The 16664-nt window shown below is 37.5% G+C and carries 15 protein-coding genes and 1 pseudogene; 10 read left to right on the top strand and 6 right to left on the bottom strand.

Annotated features, from left to right (window positions below; translation table 11 throughout):
- The 4 genes from ACY65O_RS19185 to ACY65O_RS19170 all read left to right on the top strand — a co-directional run.
- Positions 1-365: four helix bundle protein (locus ACY65O_RS19185; RefSeq protein ID WP_462222468.1), on the top strand; the 365-nt coding region annotated here is incomplete at its 5' end.
- A 48-nt stretch (positions 366-413) separates the two neighbouring features.
- Positions 414-1925, top strand: a complete 1512-nt coding sequence (locus ACY65O_RS19180) for an NAD(P)(+) transhydrogenase (Re/Si-specific) subunit beta (protein ID WP_462222467.1) — start codon at positions 414-416, stop codon at positions 1923-1925.
- 203 nt (positions 1926-2128) lie between these two features.
- Complete coding sequence (locus tag ACY65O_RS19175) at positions 2129-2641, top strand: hypothetical protein (RefSeq protein ID WP_462222466.1); 513 nt, start codon at positions 2129-2131, stop codon at positions 2639-2641.
- A 120-nt stretch (positions 2642-2761) separates the two neighbouring features.
- On the top strand, positions 2762-5239 hold the full coding sequence (locus ACY65O_RS19170; protein WP_462222465.1) for a DUF5686 and carboxypeptidase regulatory-like domain-containing protein: 2478 nt from the start codon (positions 2762-2764) through the stop codon (positions 5237-5239).
- Positions 5240-5244: 5 nt separating this feature from the next.
- Here ACY65O_RS19170 and ACY65O_RS19165 read toward each other — a convergent pair whose 3' ends face one another.
- Positions 5245-6042 (bottom strand): META domain-containing protein, encoded by a 798-nt coding sequence (locus ACY65O_RS19165; RefSeq protein WP_462222464.1) that lies wholly within the window; start codon positions 6040-6042, stop codon positions 5245-5247.
- Positions 6043-6570: 528 nt separating this feature from the next.
- Between ACY65O_RS19165 and ACY65O_RS19160 the strand changes: the two genes are divergently transcribed.
- Positions 6571-7668, top strand: a complete 1098-nt coding sequence (locus ACY65O_RS19160; protein ID WP_462222463.1) for a hypothetical protein — start codon at positions 6571-6573, stop codon at positions 7666-7668.
- A 140-nt stretch (positions 7669-7808) separates the two neighbouring features.
- Here ACY65O_RS19160 and ACY65O_RS19155 read toward each other — a convergent pair whose 3' ends face one another.
- Positions 7809-8552: a hypothetical protein gene (locus tag ACY65O_RS19155; protein ID WP_462222462.1), complete on the bottom strand. Its 744-nt coding sequence runs from the start codon at positions 8550-8552 to the stop codon at positions 7809-7811.
- A gap of 225 nt (positions 8553-8777) precedes the next feature.
- Here ACY65O_RS19155 and ACY65O_RS19150 point away from each other — a divergent pair, with 225 nt between their 5' ends.
- Positions 8778-10292 (top strand): DUF4394 domain-containing protein, encoded by a 1515-nt coding sequence (locus ACY65O_RS19150; RefSeq protein WP_462222461.1) that lies wholly within the window; start codon positions 8778-8780, stop codon positions 10290-10292.
- 169 nt (positions 10293-10461) lie between these two features.
- On the opposite strand, the gene ACY65O_RS19145 is transcribed toward ACY65O_RS19150, so the two are convergent.
- From ACY65O_RS19145 to ACY65O_RS19130, 4 genes are all read right to left on the bottom strand, one after another.
- On the bottom strand, positions 10462-11436 hold the full coding sequence (locus ACY65O_RS19145; protein ID WP_462222460.1) for a Gfo/Idh/MocA family protein: 975 nt from the start codon (positions 11434-11436) through the stop codon (positions 10462-10464).
- Between the two features lie 80 nt (positions 11437-11516).
- On the bottom strand, positions 11517-11897 hold the full coding sequence (locus ACY65O_RS19140; protein WP_462222459.1) for an iron chaperone: 381 nt from the start codon (positions 11895-11897) through the stop codon (positions 11517-11519).
- 27 nt (positions 11898-11924) lie between these two features.
- Positions 11925-12209, bottom strand: coding sequence for a hypothetical protein (locus ACY65O_RS19135; RefSeq protein WP_462222458.1), 285 nt, complete (start codon positions 12207-12209; stop codon positions 11925-11927).
- Between the two features lie 253 nt (positions 12210-12462).
- Entirely contained in the window at positions 12463-13494 is a 1032-nt protein-coding gene (locus ACY65O_RS19130; RefSeq protein ID WP_462222457.1) for an LLM class flavin-dependent oxidoreductase, read from the bottom strand.
- 136 nt (positions 13495-13630) lie between these two features.
- Here ACY65O_RS19130 and ACY65O_RS19125 point away from each other — a divergent pair, with 136 nt between their 5' ends.
- From ACY65O_RS19125 to ACY65O_RS19110, 4 genes and pseudogenes are all read left to right on the top strand, one after another.
- Positions 13631-14398, top strand: a complete 768-nt coding sequence (locus ACY65O_RS19125) for a hypothetical protein (RefSeq protein WP_462222456.1) — start codon at positions 13631-13633, stop codon at positions 14396-14398.
- Between the two features lie 84 nt (positions 14399-14482).
- Positions 14483-14740 (top strand): aldo/keto reductase, encoded by a 258-nt coding sequence (locus ACY65O_RS19120; protein ID WP_462222455.1) that lies wholly within the window; start codon positions 14483-14485, stop codon positions 14738-14740.
- A gap of 154 nt (positions 14741-14894) precedes the next feature.
- Complete coding sequence (locus tag ACY65O_RS19115) at positions 14895-15941, top strand: ABC transporter permease (RefSeq protein ID WP_462222454.1); 1047 nt, start codon at positions 14895-14897, stop codon at positions 15939-15941.
- A gap of 367 nt (positions 15942-16308) precedes the next feature.
- Positions 16309-16664, top strand: a pseudogene (locus ACY65O_RS19110) (phage tail sheath family protein); the annotation flags it as partial.

The following is a 16664-nucleotide window of genomic DNA, read 5'->3' as shown; positions in this document are numbered from 1 at the left end:
CTTCCATGACTGAAGAAAGAAAATATGATTTGGAGGAAAGAACTGAAAAGTTTTCTTTACGGGTTAGGGATTTGTGCAGGCAATTGAAACATGATATTATCAACAGGGAATATATTATTCAATTAGTTCGGTCTGCAGGTTCTGTTGCAGCAAATTATATAGAAGCAAACGATAAATTAGGTGATAAAGATCTTAGGTTTAGAATACGAATTAGTAAGAAAGAATCAAAGGAAACAAGATTATGGCTTAAACATATACTTACTTACGAAGTACAAGAATTGGAAAACGAACGTTTATTATTACTGCAGGAAGCAGAAGAATTAATGAAAATATTTGCAGCTATTTTAAGAAAGTTAGGAGATTAGATTAAACTGCATTTTGTTTTAGAATTTAGAAATTAATATTTAGAATTTATGCTTTTAAACATACTCACACTCTGCTACCTCATCGCTTCCGTAACATTTATTATCGGGCTAAAAATGTTATCCAATCCTGCAAGTGCACGTAAAGGAAATTTACTGGCCGCAGCAGGAATGACCATCGCCGTTTTAGGAACAATTTTTTTATACCAGGATAATGGACACCGACTATTTAATTACGGCTGGATATTTGGCGGATTAATAATTGGTAGTGTAGTGGGCACTTTAGCTGCTAAAAAAGTAAAGATGACGGCCATGCCTGAAATGGTGAGTTTGTTTAATGGTATGGGTGGTGCCTGTGCTGCATTAATTTCTATTGTAGAGTTTAATCATTTAATAGAAGCATCTGCGGTTCAGGATTATTATCGTTCTAATACTGATTTGATTTTCTACCTGTTTCCCGTAGGTAAATTATTGATCATTCTTTTGGGGTTAATCATTGGTTCAGTTTCTTTTGCCGGCAGTATGGTTGCCTGGGGTAAATTAAATGGAAAAGTAAAAGACATTTCTTTTAAAGGGCAAAATATTTTCAATCTTGTTATTTTATTTATCATCATTGTTGGCGCAGTTGTTTTAATGATAAATATCGAAAATGGTTTGGAGTTAACAGGTTCCCGTTTTAGTAAAGGCATTGAGCCAAGATATTTTTTGGTACAGCCCTGGGTACAACTCACTTTTTACGGCATATTTGTTTTATCACTTTTCTACGGCGTATTTTTTGTTTTTCCCATTGGCGGTGCCGATATGCCGGTGGTAATTTCTTTACTCAATTCTTTTACAGGTGTAGCGGCAGCATGCGGTGGATTTTTATATGATAATAAAGTTATGTTAACCGGCGGTATATTAGTTGGTGCAGCAGGAACACTTCTCACTATTTTAATGTGTAAAGCCATGAACCGTTCTTTGGGTAATGTTTTAATTGGTTCGTTTGGTGGTAATAAAACTGCAGCAGCAACCGGTAACACAGCACAGGGGCATTATAAAGAAATAAGTTTGGCAGATGCGGCTATGGTGATGAGTTATGCCAATAAAGTAATGATAGTTCCGGGGTACGGCCTGGCGGTAGCACAGGCTCAGCATATTTGTCATGAGCTGGAAAAAATATTAAATGATAAAGGTGTGGAAGTGCTGTATGCCATTCACCCGGTGGCGGGCCGAATGCCCGGCCACATGAATGTGTTGCTGGCCGAAGCTGATGTGAGTTACGAAAAATTATTAGAGATGGAAGCGGCTAACGATGAATTTAAAACAACCGATGTGGTTTTAATATTAGGTGCTAACGATGTGGTTAACCCTGCCGCAAAAACCGATCCTGCGTCTCCCATTTACGGCATGCCCATTTTAGAGGTGGAGCTGTCAAAAAATGTTATCGTAAACAAACGCAGTATGAAACCCGGTTATGCCGGTATAGAAAACGAACTGTTCTTTCAACCCAAAACAAGTATGTTATTTGGCGATGCTAAAAAAGTTTTGCAGGATTTGTGTGCAGAAATAAAAGCCGTTTAGGATTTGAAGTTGTTTTTTTTGATACGGGCTTTTGTACTGATCGAAGTCGAAGTATCAATGGCAGCACCGTTACTGAATTTATCCTGAGGTACGAAGTACCCGGTTCAAAGGCATACCATTGTTGAACTTTTATTGAAGCGTAATTTTTCTTTCGGTTACAAATTTTGTTTCAACTCCAAAAAATCTAACCCTTAATTTTTTTTATGCGTTCGCAAAAAAAATATCTGTTTGGCTTTTGGGTTTTAATTTTTATTGTTTTGTTGCGATCGCTTTCCCTGGTAATTTTATGGTATAATCTGCAAGGTCTTTCAGCCTTAAATACTACTACTTCTTTCTGGCAAATTATTTCCCCAATTGAAATTGTACATCTAATTATACTTACAATAGAGGCATTTGCCTATTGGTTTTTACGTTTCGACATAAAAAATAAACGCTGGGTACGGCTGCATGTATGGCTGTTACTTTTAGCAATTGTAATTATACCAGCGGTTATTACAGGTATCGTATTTTATGGATCCCATTATTTAGGTTTGCAGGATTACACCTTATTAAAAATAAGACTGAGTATAACAGAGTTTTACAGGTACTGGATATTGATAATAGCGGGGCATGGATTTTTTATTTTAACACTGAGTAAATATTTTGGAGCAAAAAAAGAAATTATTCAGACACACAGTTCAACTGAAATTCTTGACGAATTTGCTGCAGAGGAATGATACAATTTATTACTCAAGGTATTTTATCATTTTGTTAATTAATATCCAATAAAAAAAATCCGTTTTACCCTTTCAATCTTTTATCGCATATTTATAAGTACTAACCTGCCAAACTATTTCATGCGATTAATTCTATTTTTTATTTCCTTCACTTTTTCTGCAAATATTTTTTGCCAGCAATATAAATTGTACGGTAAAATAATTAATGCCAAACAGGAGCCTCTTGCATTTGCCAGCGTACAAACCAAAGAAATTAAACTGGGTACCGTATCAAAAGAAGATGGTAGTTATGCATTGGAACTTGAAGAAGGGAAATACGATTTGGTAATAACATTGTTGGGGTATAAACCGCAGGTAATAACTGTTGTACTGCGTAAAGCAAACCTGGAGCAAAATATAATTATGGAAGCTGCCGAAGCCGCCAGCCTTACTGAAGTAACAGTAAAAAGTAAAAACAGGGATAAGGCCGAAGAATACATACGCAATGTTGTTCGTAATAAAGAGGCAGTTGAAAATGCTGCCGGTGCTTATTCCTGCAAAGTCTACATAAAAGCATTGCAGCAAGATTCAATACCGCAGAAAAAAAATAAAAAGCCCATAAGTGATTCTCTCTTAAAAATAAAATTAGCCAATGCCGAATTAAATCAAATGGCGCTGGCAGAAATAATTTTACAACTAGATTATTTATCACCTAAAAAAATAAAAGAAGAAAGGACTGGCGTAACTAAAAAAGGCAATACACAAAGTTTATTTTTTCTTTCTACTACCGAAGGTGATTTTAATTTTTACAATAATCTTATCAATGTTCCTGCTGTTTCTGCAACACCGTTTGTATCGCCGCTTAGTTACAGCGGTTTGCTGGCTTACCGTTACAAAACAATTAAAACAGCAATAATAAACGGTAAAAAAATATATACCATCAGCATAAAACCCCGGCAATTGAGTAACGCTACAGTAGAAGGCGAAATAACCATTGCCGACAGCCTTTGGGTAATACTGCATACTAAATTAAAATTACCCAAATATCATTTGGCAGAATATGATTTTTTTGAAGTGGAGCAACAATACAGTTTAATAAATAACAAAGCCTGGATGGTAACACGGCAGCAGTTTACTTACACTGCCGCATCAGGTAAAAAAAAATCGAGTGGCAGTACGGTAGTTTCTTATACTGATTACGAATTGAATAAACAGTTTGATAAAAAATATTTTGGTACAGAAATTAGTTTAGCCACAGCAGAAGCCTATAAAAGAGACAGCAATTTTTGGCAAGCCAATCGCACCGAACCATTAACTGAAAAAGAAGTACGTTTTATACATTACAAAGACAGTATTTACAGTGCCACCCACACAAAAATTTATCTTGATTCAATAGATAAAGTAATTAATAAAATTACGTGGCAAAAAGTTTTATTTAAAGGACAAAATTTTAACGACCATGTAAAAAGAAGAAATTGGTACATTCCACCGCTGCCTAATTTATATCAGCCACTTCAATTTGGCGGAGCAAGGATACAACCATCTTTTTTTTATTTTAAAACGTACGAATCCAGAAAAAATTTATTGTTATTTACTGAAATAAGTTATGGAGTAAGAAACAAAGATGTTAATGGCAGTATAAGATTGAACAGGATGTACAATCCGTTTAACCGTGGCTTTTATTCAGTACGGTTGCAAAAAAGTTTTGATTTTATTTTTAATGGCGATGCATGGATAAATATGATAAGCCGCAGCAATCTTTATCTTAACCAGGGAATTGGCGTTGGCCATGGGCTTGAAATTGCGAATGGATTATTTTTTTATTCGGATATTGATGCAGCTTTCAGGCGTTCGCTGAGCGGTTATAAAAAAGGCAATTTAATAGACAGCATTTCTTTAGGCGGTTTACTGGACAGCAATACAAACCGTGTTGTAGCTTTTGAACCTTACAATGCTTTTTATGGAATGTTGCGGTTAGAATATACTCCCCACCAGCGTTATATACGGGAGCCTAAAGAAAAAGTAATACTCGGTTCTTCCTGGCCTACTTTTTATGCACTGTGGAAAAAAGGCATCCCCAATGTTTTCGACAGCAAAGTTAATTTTGATTATACAGAATTGGGAATAAGACAAGCCATTAAAATTGGCACGGCAGGCATATCATCTTATACCATAAAAACAGGATCGTTCCTTAATACAAAAGACTTGCGCCTGGTGGATTACAAAAGGGTACGCCGTGGTGATCCGCTTTTCTTTTCCAATCCTAACGAAGCATTTCAATCACTCGATTCTACCTTCCCGGTTTTTAAAAGATTTTACGAAGGGCATTATGTACATGAGTTTAATGGCGCTTTGCTCAATAAAATCCCTTTGTTTAAAAAGATCGGCCTCAGGGAAATTGCCGGCGCCGGATTTTTATTTGCACCCGAAAGAAATAACCTGCGCTATGCCGAAATATTTACCGGCATTGAAAGAATTTTTAAATACCCATTTAACCAATTGGGCAAATTTAAATTGGGTGTTTATGTATCAGGCTCTGCGGCCAACCAGTTCCGTAACCCGGTGCAGTTTAAAATTGGTGTAACCACCTGGGATAAAAAGAATGGTAAATGGTTTTAAGATGATTACTTTTTTGTAAACCGCAATAGCTCCACATTACCCATAAATAAACTAAGTGTATTATCATTAGTAATTTTGTAAGCAGTAATTTTTTTTAATGAACTGAAAAAAAATGGCTCTCCCCCACCCTCGCACGCCATCATTGTAGAAAGCGGATCGCCAAAATTTATTTTATTCCCGTCAATTTTTACCTGGCTGCTAAAGCCATTGCAGCCGCCATTACCTGTTACTTCTGGTTTAAGTAAATTAAAAATTAAAGTCGGCTTTTTTGATGGGAATAATCTATCGAAAGGATCTTTTATTTCGGCAACATAATTTAATTCCCAGATGCCATTAATATTTTTTACACTGTTGCTTAAAGGTTTTACGCCTCTTAGCTTTGCAATTTGATCCTTACTTTTATACAAAAATAATTCACCAGCTGATATTTTCCAGGTATTAGTGCTGCTTAGTACATTTAAAATATTATGCTCTAAATTATTCAGGCTATTGTCATCGCACGTCATTTTTGTTACCGCTAATGAGGAAAATTTTATTCTGTTAGCGCCGCTTAATTGAAAATTTCCACTCATGGTGTTGCAGCCTGTGTTACCATTAACACGCCTGTCAGAATCATCACTAAATAGAATATGGGCCCGTGCGGTTAAAGGCACTATAGTTCCATTAACTTCAGTAAATAACCATTGAGACTGATAGAGTTTTTCGATTTCTGCAGTATCGGCAGAATTTTTTTTACTGTTATTGCATTCGGTGGCTGAAAGCAGTAACCCTGAAAAGGCAATGAGTATAATTGGATTTTGCATAACCGTAATTTTATAAAAGGGATAATCAAAAGGTATTCCAAAATGGATATTCAGTTGTGCTAATTGAGGAAAAGTAAAAGAAGTACGAAAAAGCCGGTGTTCAGCAGGCGGGTTACAGCGAGGATTTTTCTGGTTTCACCGAAATGTATTACATCATCGTAATTCTAAATAATAGATTTGCTGATTAAATTATAAAATATGCCCAAGACCATTTTTATTGCTGAAAGTATACAGGTTTTTGCAATAGCGGTATTTATTTTTCTTACTGTAAGAAAATATAAAATTTATGCATTAAATAAAAAGATAGCGGGCCCGGAAGTTCAAAATCTTGATTATGAGAGCCGAATTTTTGAATTGAAAAAAGGTTGGCCTGATTAATTCCCGTTTTTCATCAACCTACGTAAAATAAATTTAAAATACGAGATTACAAACCTTTGCTGTGGATAATTGGCCCTGTTAAAGCAGCCTGAAGTAAGTGGCTTAATTGGTAAATATAATTATATTTACCAATTATTAAAGTCTACTATCATGATACAAAAAACCTTTTTACTTCTACTCTTACTCAATTGCTTTTTTTTAGCTTCATCACAAATATTAGGTGGTGGAACGCTGTTTTCAAACGCAGTAGTATTTAATTCCACATGGATATCAGGTTGCCCAGCCGGCGGCACTTCATTCTCTAACCAGGCCGCATTTGAACCTACTACTGCTATAGACCCCTGTGCACCGGCACCCACCTGCGTTACACCCGGTGGCTCAAACGCATCCGGCAGCGATGTTTGGTTTAAATTTTTTGCACAATCGGCCACTGCTACAATAACAGTTAATCCAAGTGCTTCTTTTAATGCAGATATACAGGCATTTTCCGGTTCAGCATGCCCCGGGCTTACCCAAATAGGCTGTGGTTCCGTTGGAGGAATAAACCAGGTAGAAACATTAGTACTTACCGGTCTTACCATTAACCAGGTTTATTATTTCAGGGTATTTGGTTTTGGTAATAGTGCTGCAAGAACGGGCACTTACACTTTTTGCGGCTCCACCGGTTTAGGCAGTACAGTGCTGGCCGTTAGCCTAAGCAATTTTAATGCAACTAAACAAAATAATACCGCAGTATTGAACTGGACAACCGAATCGGAAAACAATAACGCTTATTTTGAAATAGAACGCAGCGATAATGCAACTTCTTATTTACCTGTTGCAAAAGTTGCAGGTGCCGGCAATACCTCATCAACTACCCGTTATACTTTTACAGATATTACACCTTTAACATCGGCTGTTACCTATTACAGGCTAAAAGAAGTTAGTACAGACGGAAGTTTTAAACACAGCGTTGTGGTAACCATACGGCGTGATAATAATTTAAAAAATACCCTTACAATTTTAAATAATCCTCTTGCTGGCAATTTAAATTTCAGGGTAAACGCTAACGCTGCTGGCTTTATGCAATTAAAAATTATTAATAATTCAGGCCAGGTAGTTTACCGGCAAAAAAATAGTGTGGTAAAAGGTGATAATATTTTCTATATCATAGCTGCCGGTTTTGTGAACTATGCAAATGGTATTTATAACCTGCAGGTAATTATTAATGATGAATTGCTTAACGCAAAATTTGCCATAGCCAAATAAAAGTATTTTAAAAAGAGGCTGTCTCAAAAACCGGAGAGAGCCTCTTTTTATTTATAAAGTGATAGAGAAAATTTTCTTTTAAACTATTCTCAAAGGCTTCGTTTTACTTTTGAAACTTCCTCTTTTAAATTTAACAGCAATTAATACTTTTTTGCCACAGTATAATAAAAAACTGTCGGCGGCCCCTCCACTCCTGCTGCAGCCATTTTATCTTTTAAATCTTTTGAGGCCATAAATGCTTTTGCTTTTGCCATATCATTAATTGCAAAAACAAGTGTTACCATATGGGTATCATCAACGCTATGGCCAACTACCCTGTCGGCAAGCCCGGCATCCATTCTCATTTGTTTATGGCTGTCAAATTCTTTTTTCCATACAGCCCAATCTTTTACTTTATGCGTCATAATAACCCGGGTTGACGCATTTGCAGAAGTGTCCTGCATTACAGTTTCTACAAAATTTACAGACAACGGAGCCCCCATTACGCCGCCTTTTTTCATCTTTTCTTTTAATGCCGGCGAGTTTGCAAATGCTTTTGCTTTAGCAGCATCAGCCATTTTTAAAGCAACCAATACTGTGTTGGAATCTTTGCCTAAACCCCTGCCCAAAACATAATTGCTTAACCCATTAACAGTACGGGCTGAATCATCTCCCTCATAAGCCGGCAGCCATTTGGCATAATTGGCCACTTTAATTGTCATGGTTGTAAAATTGGCCGGCCTGGCTGCAGGTGCAGCATCCATTTTAGTTTCTGCAGGTTTTGCAGCAGTAGTTTCTGCAGCAGCGGTATCAACTTTTTTATCTTCCCCATTATTACAGGAAGAAATAAAAATTACCATACTAACGGCAATGGTAATACTTGCCCAAATTTTAAAGCGCTTCATTTTAAAAAGGTTTAAGTGTTAAAAATAAGCCTTCAACAGCGTACGAAACAGCATTCTTAAAGGGTAGATGAAAGAGTAAAATAATCTTTATATCTCATCAATGCAAGTAAAATATTTATACAATTTAAACACACTACCAGATGGAATTGACGTAAAAACACTTTTTAAAATCCAGTATTATTATTTGTTCGTAAGTAACCTTTTAAAACCAAAATAAAACAACTAATGAAAAAAGTTATCCGCACTTCCATTTTACCCCTGCTTTCTGTAATAGTAATTCTGTTTAGCAGTTGCAGCCAGGATGATAGTGTTATTATGCCGCCGGTAGTTCCGGTAGTTAAGCCAGATCTGGTATTTTTCGGCATTTCTGCTTCTAACCAAATAATAAAATATAACGCCAATGCTGCTCAAAATGTAGCAGCTCAGTTTACAATAACTGGTTTACAAGCCAGCGAAACTATTTTAGCAATTGATTTTAGACCAGCCACCGGCCAGCTCTACGGATTGGGAAGCACCAGCCGCATTTATATTATTAATCCTGAAACAGGCGCAGCCAGGGCAATTGGAGCTGCTCCATTTACACCTTCAATAAACGGTACAATAACAGGCTTCGATTTTAACCCAACAGTTGACCGTATAAGATTGGTAACTAACAGCGGACAAAACTTAAGATTAAATCCTGAAACAGGAACTGTTGCTGCTACAGATGCAGCCATTAATCCCTCCGCTGCTTTAATTGGCGCTGCATACACTAATAGTTTTGCAGGCACAGCAAGCACAGTGTTATACGATATCGACGGACAAAAATTATACAAACAAGACCCTCCCAATAACGGCAGTTTAGTTGAAGTGGGCAGTTTAGAAGTAACCGCAACCGGTGGTGGCGATTTTGATATTTCTAACGATAATAAAGTTGCACTGGCAGCCTTAACCGTTAGTGGCGTAAACAGCATTTACCAAATTGATACTTTAACAGGTAAAGCTGTTAATTTAGGTACATTGGCAACTCCGGTTATTGGTATTGCCATACCAACCAGGCCAGTTGCATACAGCACAGATATGGCCAACAATCTTTTAATTTTTAATTTAACAACACCAGCCACCCCAGTTACAAAAGCTATTACAGGTTTACAGGCAGGCGAAAATATTTTGGGTATTGATATGCGGCCTGCAACAGGGCAATTGTATGCATTAGGCAGTACCAGCAGATTATACACCATTAATATGAGCAGTGGTGCAGCAACTGCAGTTGGTACCGCACCTTTTACTACTGCATTGGCAGGCACATCTTTTGGTTTTGATTTTAACCCAACAGTTGATCGCATTAGAGTGGTAAGCAACACAGGGCAAAACCTGCGTTTAGATCCTAACACAGGTTTAATTGCAGCGGTTGATGGCGCATTAAACCCTGGTACTCCTGCAGCATCGGCAGCAGCATACACTAATAATTTTGCAGGCGCTACAGCAACAACTTTATTTGTAATTGATCCCTCAACTGATAAATTATATACACAAACCCCGCCTAACAATGGTACATTAGTTGAGGTGGGTGCATTAGGTATAAATGTAGAAACCGATAATGGATTTGATATTGGTGGCCGTACAAATTTGGCTTACGCTTTATTAACGGTGGGTACAACCACAAAAATATATTCCATTAACTTAAGCACAGGTGCAGCAACATCAGTTGCAGATTTCCCCGGCCTTGCAAGAGGTTTTGCAGTGGGCTTAGGTTTTTAAAATACTTGGCTATTATGGTTTTAAATGTTCCGGTGGCTTTTGCTGCCGGATTTTTTTTGCAATATAACCTGCGGGTATTTTTATTTTTTTGTTACGGGCACTGGTAAAACAGTTTACAGTAACTAGTTTTTTTTCTTGCTGAAGCCCCATGCCTGAATATTCCATTCATTCATTTGTTAGTAAACTCCTGCATCCACCGCATTATCTCGGCTCCTTCTTCGCCACTGCAGGGGTTTGGTGCTTTATCTAAAAAATATTGCACTACTTTTTCAATCATAGGTTGTTGTACATGCTGCAATGCTTCAAATGTAAAAATATTTGTATTGCCATTTGTAATTACTGTAATGGTATTGCCATTAAAAAAACTAAAACTAATACTCCCTTTTGTACCAACTATTTCACAATGATCGGAAGCAATGGCTGCATTAAAACACCAGGCCCCAGTAAAAGCAACACCGCTTTCAAATAAGATATTTCCGGTAACTAAATCATCGGCAATATAATTACCGCATTGGTTAGTTGTAATACCGGTAACTTTTTGTACAGTACCAAAAAAATAATACATCAGATCCAATTGGTGTGGTGCCAGATCATGAAAGAGTCCACCACCTGCTATTGCAGGGTTTACCCGCCATGCATGATGATTGGTAGAAAGTTCTGCAGGTGTAAGGGGTGGTTTATAAAATTCAAGGCGGGCCAATAAAATTTTTCCAATGGCTTTTTCATCTATCAATTGTTTTACTTTTTTAAACAGCGGCCACTCCCTCCTGTAATGTGCTACGGATAATTTTATTTTTTTTTCTACAGCAACTGCAGCCATATTTTTTGCAGCAGCATAATTAAGGGCCATGGGCTTTTCAACATACACAGGCTTACCTGCATTCATTGCAGCTAAGGCGTATGCTTCATGAGAGTCGGGAGGCGTTGCAATATAAATTGCATTTACTTTGGGATCGTTAATTAATTTAGCGGCATCGTTGTACCAGTTCGCAATTTCATGGCGCTCTGCATAGTCGGCGGCTTTAGCTGCATCACGCCGCATTACAGCAACTAAAGACGAGTTGGGCACTTTATTAAATGCAGGGCCACTTTTTATTTCGGTAACATCGCCGCAACCAATAATACCCCAGTTTATTTTTTGCATATTATGATTGAATATTTAGTAAGATAGAGACTGCGATTTTATTTTTTTCTGTAAAAGTAATGGTGCAATACAAATGAGTATTATGATTTCCATTTGATGTTGCCGCTAACACTTTCTTTAACCCTGAACTTTACGATTTTACTGATCAATGATAATGGCAATGGTTTATCCAATGAAAATTGTACCGACCCTTTTGCGGTTTTATATTTTGCAAGTTCTTTTGCAAAAGCCAGTAATGCTGTTTCCATAGGATAAAAGCCAATGTGATATTTAAATACTGCAAAAGTGACCAGTATTTTTTGATAACTGAAGGCAGGCATACTCCATTTTAAATCTTCTGTTGCGCCGGGTGCAGCTTTACAAATGCATTCATGCAACTGCCATAACTTTTCCTGCACAGCTGCAGGCGCAGCTTTAATGTATTCTTCAATTGTAAAGGGTTTTAATTTTTGTACAATCATTTTATCGATGTTGAAATGCAGAACAATTTACAAAATTGCTTTTACAATATTTTCCCATTCTTGTTGTAAACTCATATCCGGTATTTTCTTATTCGCTCTTCGATACCAGTAATTGGCATTAGCATTATCACCTTCTTTGCGATGAAGATACGCATGCACCCAACAGGCGGTGGAATCATTAAGATTATCTACCATGGCATGTGCTTTATCCCAATTGCCATTAGCATCATGCCACATAGCTAACAGATAAAGAGAAATATTTTCCGGTGGCGTTGTTGCTTTTATGCTTTGTTGAAAAGTTTCGAAATTCATTATTTTTTATGCTTTGTGTAAAATTATACAACCAATTGCAATGAGCTAATGAAGTAAAATAAAATAAGGCTTCAATATCATTCTTCTTTAGTTACCCCGGCTTTCAGGGCAGGGGCTAATAATATTATGTTTCTGGCTTTAGCCAAATTGAGTTGGGCTAAAGCCCTGAATAAACAAAATCATTGTTCCTGCCCTGAAGGGCAGGGCAAATCAAAAAACCTGCACAACAAATTTGTATTATCATCTCTCTTTACTATTTCTTCAACGCTTCCCTCACCTTCGGCGCAATTTTATTTCCAAAAATTTCTATCGATTTCATCATCAATTTATGGGAGGGGCCGCCCACATCCATATGTGCACTAAAACGGGTAAGGCCAAACATTTCCTGCATTTGCAAAATTTTATCAACCGCTTCATTAGCATCACCAATTATTAAAGCGCCTTCTTTGCTTCTCCCAAAATCAAATTGACTTTTTTGATACGGTGGCCAACCACGGCTGCGGCCCACCCTGTCCATTTGCGAAGAGTAAATAGGATAATACTCATCAGCAGTTTGCTTACTGTCTTCTCCAAAAAAAGAATGCATGTGTACACCCAACTGAAATTTTTGCATATCATGATTGTAATGCTGATACACTTCTTTATAATAATCGAACAAAGGTTTAAACTGTGCAGGATTGCCACCAATGATGGCGAAAATAACAGGCAGCCCTGCTTTGCCCGCTCTCAATACACTCCCCGGTGTGCCACCAACTGCTACCCAAATATTTAAATGATCATTTACTGCACGGGGCAAAATTTCCTGCTTGTTTAAAGCAGCACGAAATTTCCCTTTCCAAGTAACAGGATTTTCATTATTTATTTTCAGCAGCAGGTTTAATTTTTCTTCAAACAAATCATCATAGTCTTTTAAATCATAACCAAACAACGGAAACGATTCGATAAAGCTGCCCCGGCCTGCAACAAGTTCGGCCCTGCCGTTACTTATTAAATCTATCGTAGCAAAGCTTTGGTATAATTTAACCGGATCGGCCGAACTTAATACTGAAACAGCACTGCCTAATTTTATTTTTTTTGTGACCGTTGCTGCCGCAGCTAAAATAATTTCCGGTGTGGAAACTGCATAATCAGGCCGGTGATGTTCTCCAATGCCATAAAAATCCAGGCCCAATTCATCCATCAATTTTATTTCTTCAATAATTTCCTGCAGCCTTTGCCCGGCGGGTTGAGTGTTGCCGTTTTTATCCATGTGTACATCGCCAAACATGCCAATGCCTAATTCCATACTGTAATTTTTTTCAAAGATAAGAATGGCTGCTGCCAAATTATTTGAAATTCGTAATAATCTCTTTGAACTTTGTTTTTAAATCTTTGCCTGCTTTAGTTTCTTTACATTTTAAAATTATAACTCCATTTAAACAATGCTAAAGAATACAATTTTATTAATTTTTATTTTTTTATCTCTAACTCATTTTTCTTTTTCGCAAAAGGCGGACAGTACAAAAAATACCACACAGTTTTCAGGATCAGTTAGTGTTACCAATAATGGTATTTCAATTGTACCCAGTTTTTCGTTGGGGAAACCGGCGGCAGCATTTAATTTTTCGATGGGAAAAAACAGATTTAGTTTTGAACCGGACCTGCGGTTTTCATTGGCGGGAAAGCCGTGGAGTTTTCTTTTTTGGTTCAGGTATCATTTAATTAAAAAAGATAAATTTACTGTAAACATAGGTGCACATCCTGCACTTAATTTTAGAGAACAAACAGTTGTTTTAAATGGGGCAACTAAAAAAGTAATGATAACACGCCGCTACCTGGCAACAGAACTTTCTCCAAATTATGCTATTGGTAAAAAAGTAAATGTGGGCATGTATTATTTATTTAGCAAAGGGCTTGATGACGGCACCATAAACACCACTCATTTTATTACATTCAACACCAGCGTTTCGAACATTAAACTTTCTAAGCAAATTTTTATGCGGCTGGCTCCACAGGTGTATTATTTAAAATTAGATGCAGAGGATGGCTATTTTTTTTCATCGTCAATTAGTTTTAATAAAAAGAATTTTCCCATTGCTGTTTCTGCCCTGATGAATAAAATTATTCATACCAATATATCCTCCAGTAAAAATTTTATCTGGAATGCCAGTTTAACTTATTCCTTCAACCATAAATACATCAAAATATAACAGGTGCTATGAAAGTTGTAAATTTATGGCAAATGAGCAAGGTAGAAACTATAACCGATTTTTATAAAAGAAAAACTCGACTGGGTGCCTGATAACATACGAAATGAGATCGGGCATTTCAACACTACTGCACAAATTGCATTAGCGTGGGTGCTGGCACAAAAGCCATGGATCGTTCCCATACCCGGCACTACAAAATTGCACCGCTTATCTGAAAATAACGGAGCCGCTGCTATTGAATTATCAAACCAAGAATTGCAGGACATTGAAAATGCTTCAGCAAAAATAGAAATAACAGGTAACCGTTACACCGAAGCCATGGAAAAATCGACAGGCCTATAATATGCAATTATTGGGAAGGTTATTTTGTTATTCTCCCTTTAATTAGGGTTACAAACCCGTAATTTTAATATTAAATATTTTTAGCACAGCAAAAAGACACCATAGCAAATCACTATTTCATTAAAATCATTATTCATTATCAATTATTCATTAATTGAAACACATCCTAAAAAAAATATTTTACGCTCTCCTCGTCCTCCTCGGCGTAACCATTTTGGTATTCGTAATGTTCCAGGGTTTTGGCGACCCTGCAAGAATGATCGTTGGCCAAACCGGCGATAAAAAAACCATGGACAATATCCGTAAAGATTTATATTTAGATCAACCCAAATGGAAACAATTAGTTTTATACCTCAACGATGTTTCTCCGCTAAGCATCCACACCCAGGCCGATATAGAAAAAAAAGAACTGAAAGGATTTTTTATTGGCGGCGAAAATAAGCTGGGTTTAAAAACACCCTACCTGCGCCGCAGTTACCAAACCAAAAAAGCAGTAGGGCAGTTGCTGATGGAAGCCTTGCCCGGCACATTATTGTTAGCCTTTGCCGCCATGTTATTTGCCACCATCATTGGCATCTTACTGGGAGTGTTAGCCGCAGTAAAGCGTGGCACCTGGTTAGACAGCAGTGCCGTGTTCGCCAGCATTGCCGGCATATCGGCACCGTCATTTTTTATGGCCATTATTATTGCGTATTTTTTTGGTGTGGTGCTGCATCCTTATACCGGGCTAAACCTAACCGGTAGTTGGTTCGATATTGACGAAGTAACCGGCGAAAAATACCTCACCCTAAAAAATTTAATACTCCCGGCATTTACATTAGGCATACGGCCGCTGGCCATTATTACCCAACTTACCCGAAGCGCCATGCTGGATGTGCTGGGGCAGGATTATATACGCACTGCCTATGCCAAAGGCCTGCCCAAACGCACCGTTATTTTCCGGCATGCCTTACGCAATGCCCTTAACCCTGTTATTACCGCCATTACCGGCTGGTTTGCCGAACTGTTAGCCGGTGCATTTTTTGTAGAATATATTTTTGGCTGGAAAGGCATTGGCAAAATAACTGTTGATGCACTGGAAAAATTAGATTACCCTGTTGTAATGGGCTCCGTATTATTAAGCGCCTGCATTTTTATTTTCATCAATATTTTAGCGGATGTGTTGTATGGCGTGGTGGACCCAAGAGTGAAGATGGGGTAGTGGAGGAATTTGTAATTGGGTTTTCGGTTTGGAGAGAATAATTTTTTTAATACCAGCTTTACATTTCCATGGCATCATCGTTGCGAACTTGTTCTGTTCTTCTTTCTTTTTAGTAAAAAGGAAGAAGAATCAATCCTTTCAACGGCATACCATTGGGGAACTTTTACCGAAGCGTAGATTGAAGCGAACGGTTTGTGAAGACACAAACCGGGACGTAGTATTGCTTCAATCGCCGCACACATCGTCGCCGTTGCTTGGTTTTTAACCAGCAACGTTCGCCTCCGTCTAATGCGCCATAGGCAACTTTGCTTTAATCACCTCCACTCCAATATTTTTCTTACTTTACAATAATTATAAAAATGGCGCTATGGCAACTTACAAAACTCCCGGTGTTTATATCGAAGAACAAAATGCTTTTCCCAATTCGGCAGTGGCAGTAGCTACAGCGGTACCGGTATTTATTGGCTATACACAAAAAACCGAACGCAATGGTAAATCAATAAAAGCAATACCCACCCGTATCAGTTCAATGGCAGAATATGTGGAATTATTTGGCAGGGAGTTTACCCATAAATTTTTATTGAACATTCCTGCACCGGTAACTCCTTTTGAATCAGCCATGCTTATTGCACCCACGCAAATTTTTTATTTATACAATTGCATGCGCTTGTTTTTTGCCAATGGTGGCGGCAGTTGTTATATCGTTTCGGTGGGTACTTATGG

Origin of the sequence: Ferruginibacter sp. (genome assembly GCF_031430955.1) — a bacterium.
GTDB lineage: Bacteria > Bacteroidota > Bacteroidia > Chitinophagales > Chitinophagaceae > Ferruginibacter.
This window is presented reverse-complemented; position numbering and strand designations above follow the sequence as displayed.

Coding starts and splice junctions, on each gene's coding strand:
- ACY65O_RS19180 (WP_462222467.1), top strand. CDS start 414: ATGCTTTTAAACATACTCACACTCTGCTACCTCATCGCTTCCGTAACA.
- ACY65O_RS19175 (WP_462222466.1), top strand. CDS start 2,129: ATGCGTTCGCAAAAAAAATATCTGTTTGGCTTTTGGGTTTTAATTTTT.
- ACY65O_RS19170 (WP_462222465.1), top strand. CDS start 2,762: ATGCGATTAATTCTATTTTTTATTTCCTTCACTTTTTCTGCAAATATT.
- ACY65O_RS19165 (WP_462222464.1), bottom strand. CDS start 6,042: ATGCAAAATCCAATTATACTCATTGCCTTTTCAGGGTTACTGCTTTCA.
- ACY65O_RS19160 (WP_462222463.1), top strand. CDS start 6,571: ATGATACAAAAAACCTTTTTACTTCTACTCTTACTCAATTGCTTTTTT.
- ACY65O_RS19155 (WP_462222462.1), bottom strand. CDS start 8,552: ATGAAGCGCTTTAAAATTTGGGCAAGTATTACCATTGCCGTTAGTATG.
- ACY65O_RS19150 (WP_462222461.1), top strand. CDS start 8,778: ATGAAAAAAGTTATCCGCACTTCCATTTTACCCCTGCTTTCTGTAATA.
- ACY65O_RS19145 (WP_462222460.1), bottom strand. CDS start 11,436: ATGCAAAAAATAAACTGGGGTATTATTGGTTGCGGCGATGTTACCGAA.
- ACY65O_RS19140 (WP_462222459.1), bottom strand. CDS start 11,897: ATGATTGTACAAAAATTAAAACCCTTTACAATTGAAGAATACATTAAA.
- ACY65O_RS19135 (WP_462222458.1), bottom strand. CDS start 12,209: ATGAATTTCGAAACTTTTCAACAAAGCATAAAAGCAACAACGCCACCG.
- ACY65O_RS19130 (WP_462222457.1), bottom strand. CDS start 13,494: ATGGAATTAGGCATTGGCATGTTTGGCGATGTACACATGGATAAAAAC.
- ACY65O_RS19125 (WP_462222456.1), top strand. CDS start 13,631: ATGCTAAAGAATACAATTTTATTAATTTTTATTTTTTTATCTCTAACT.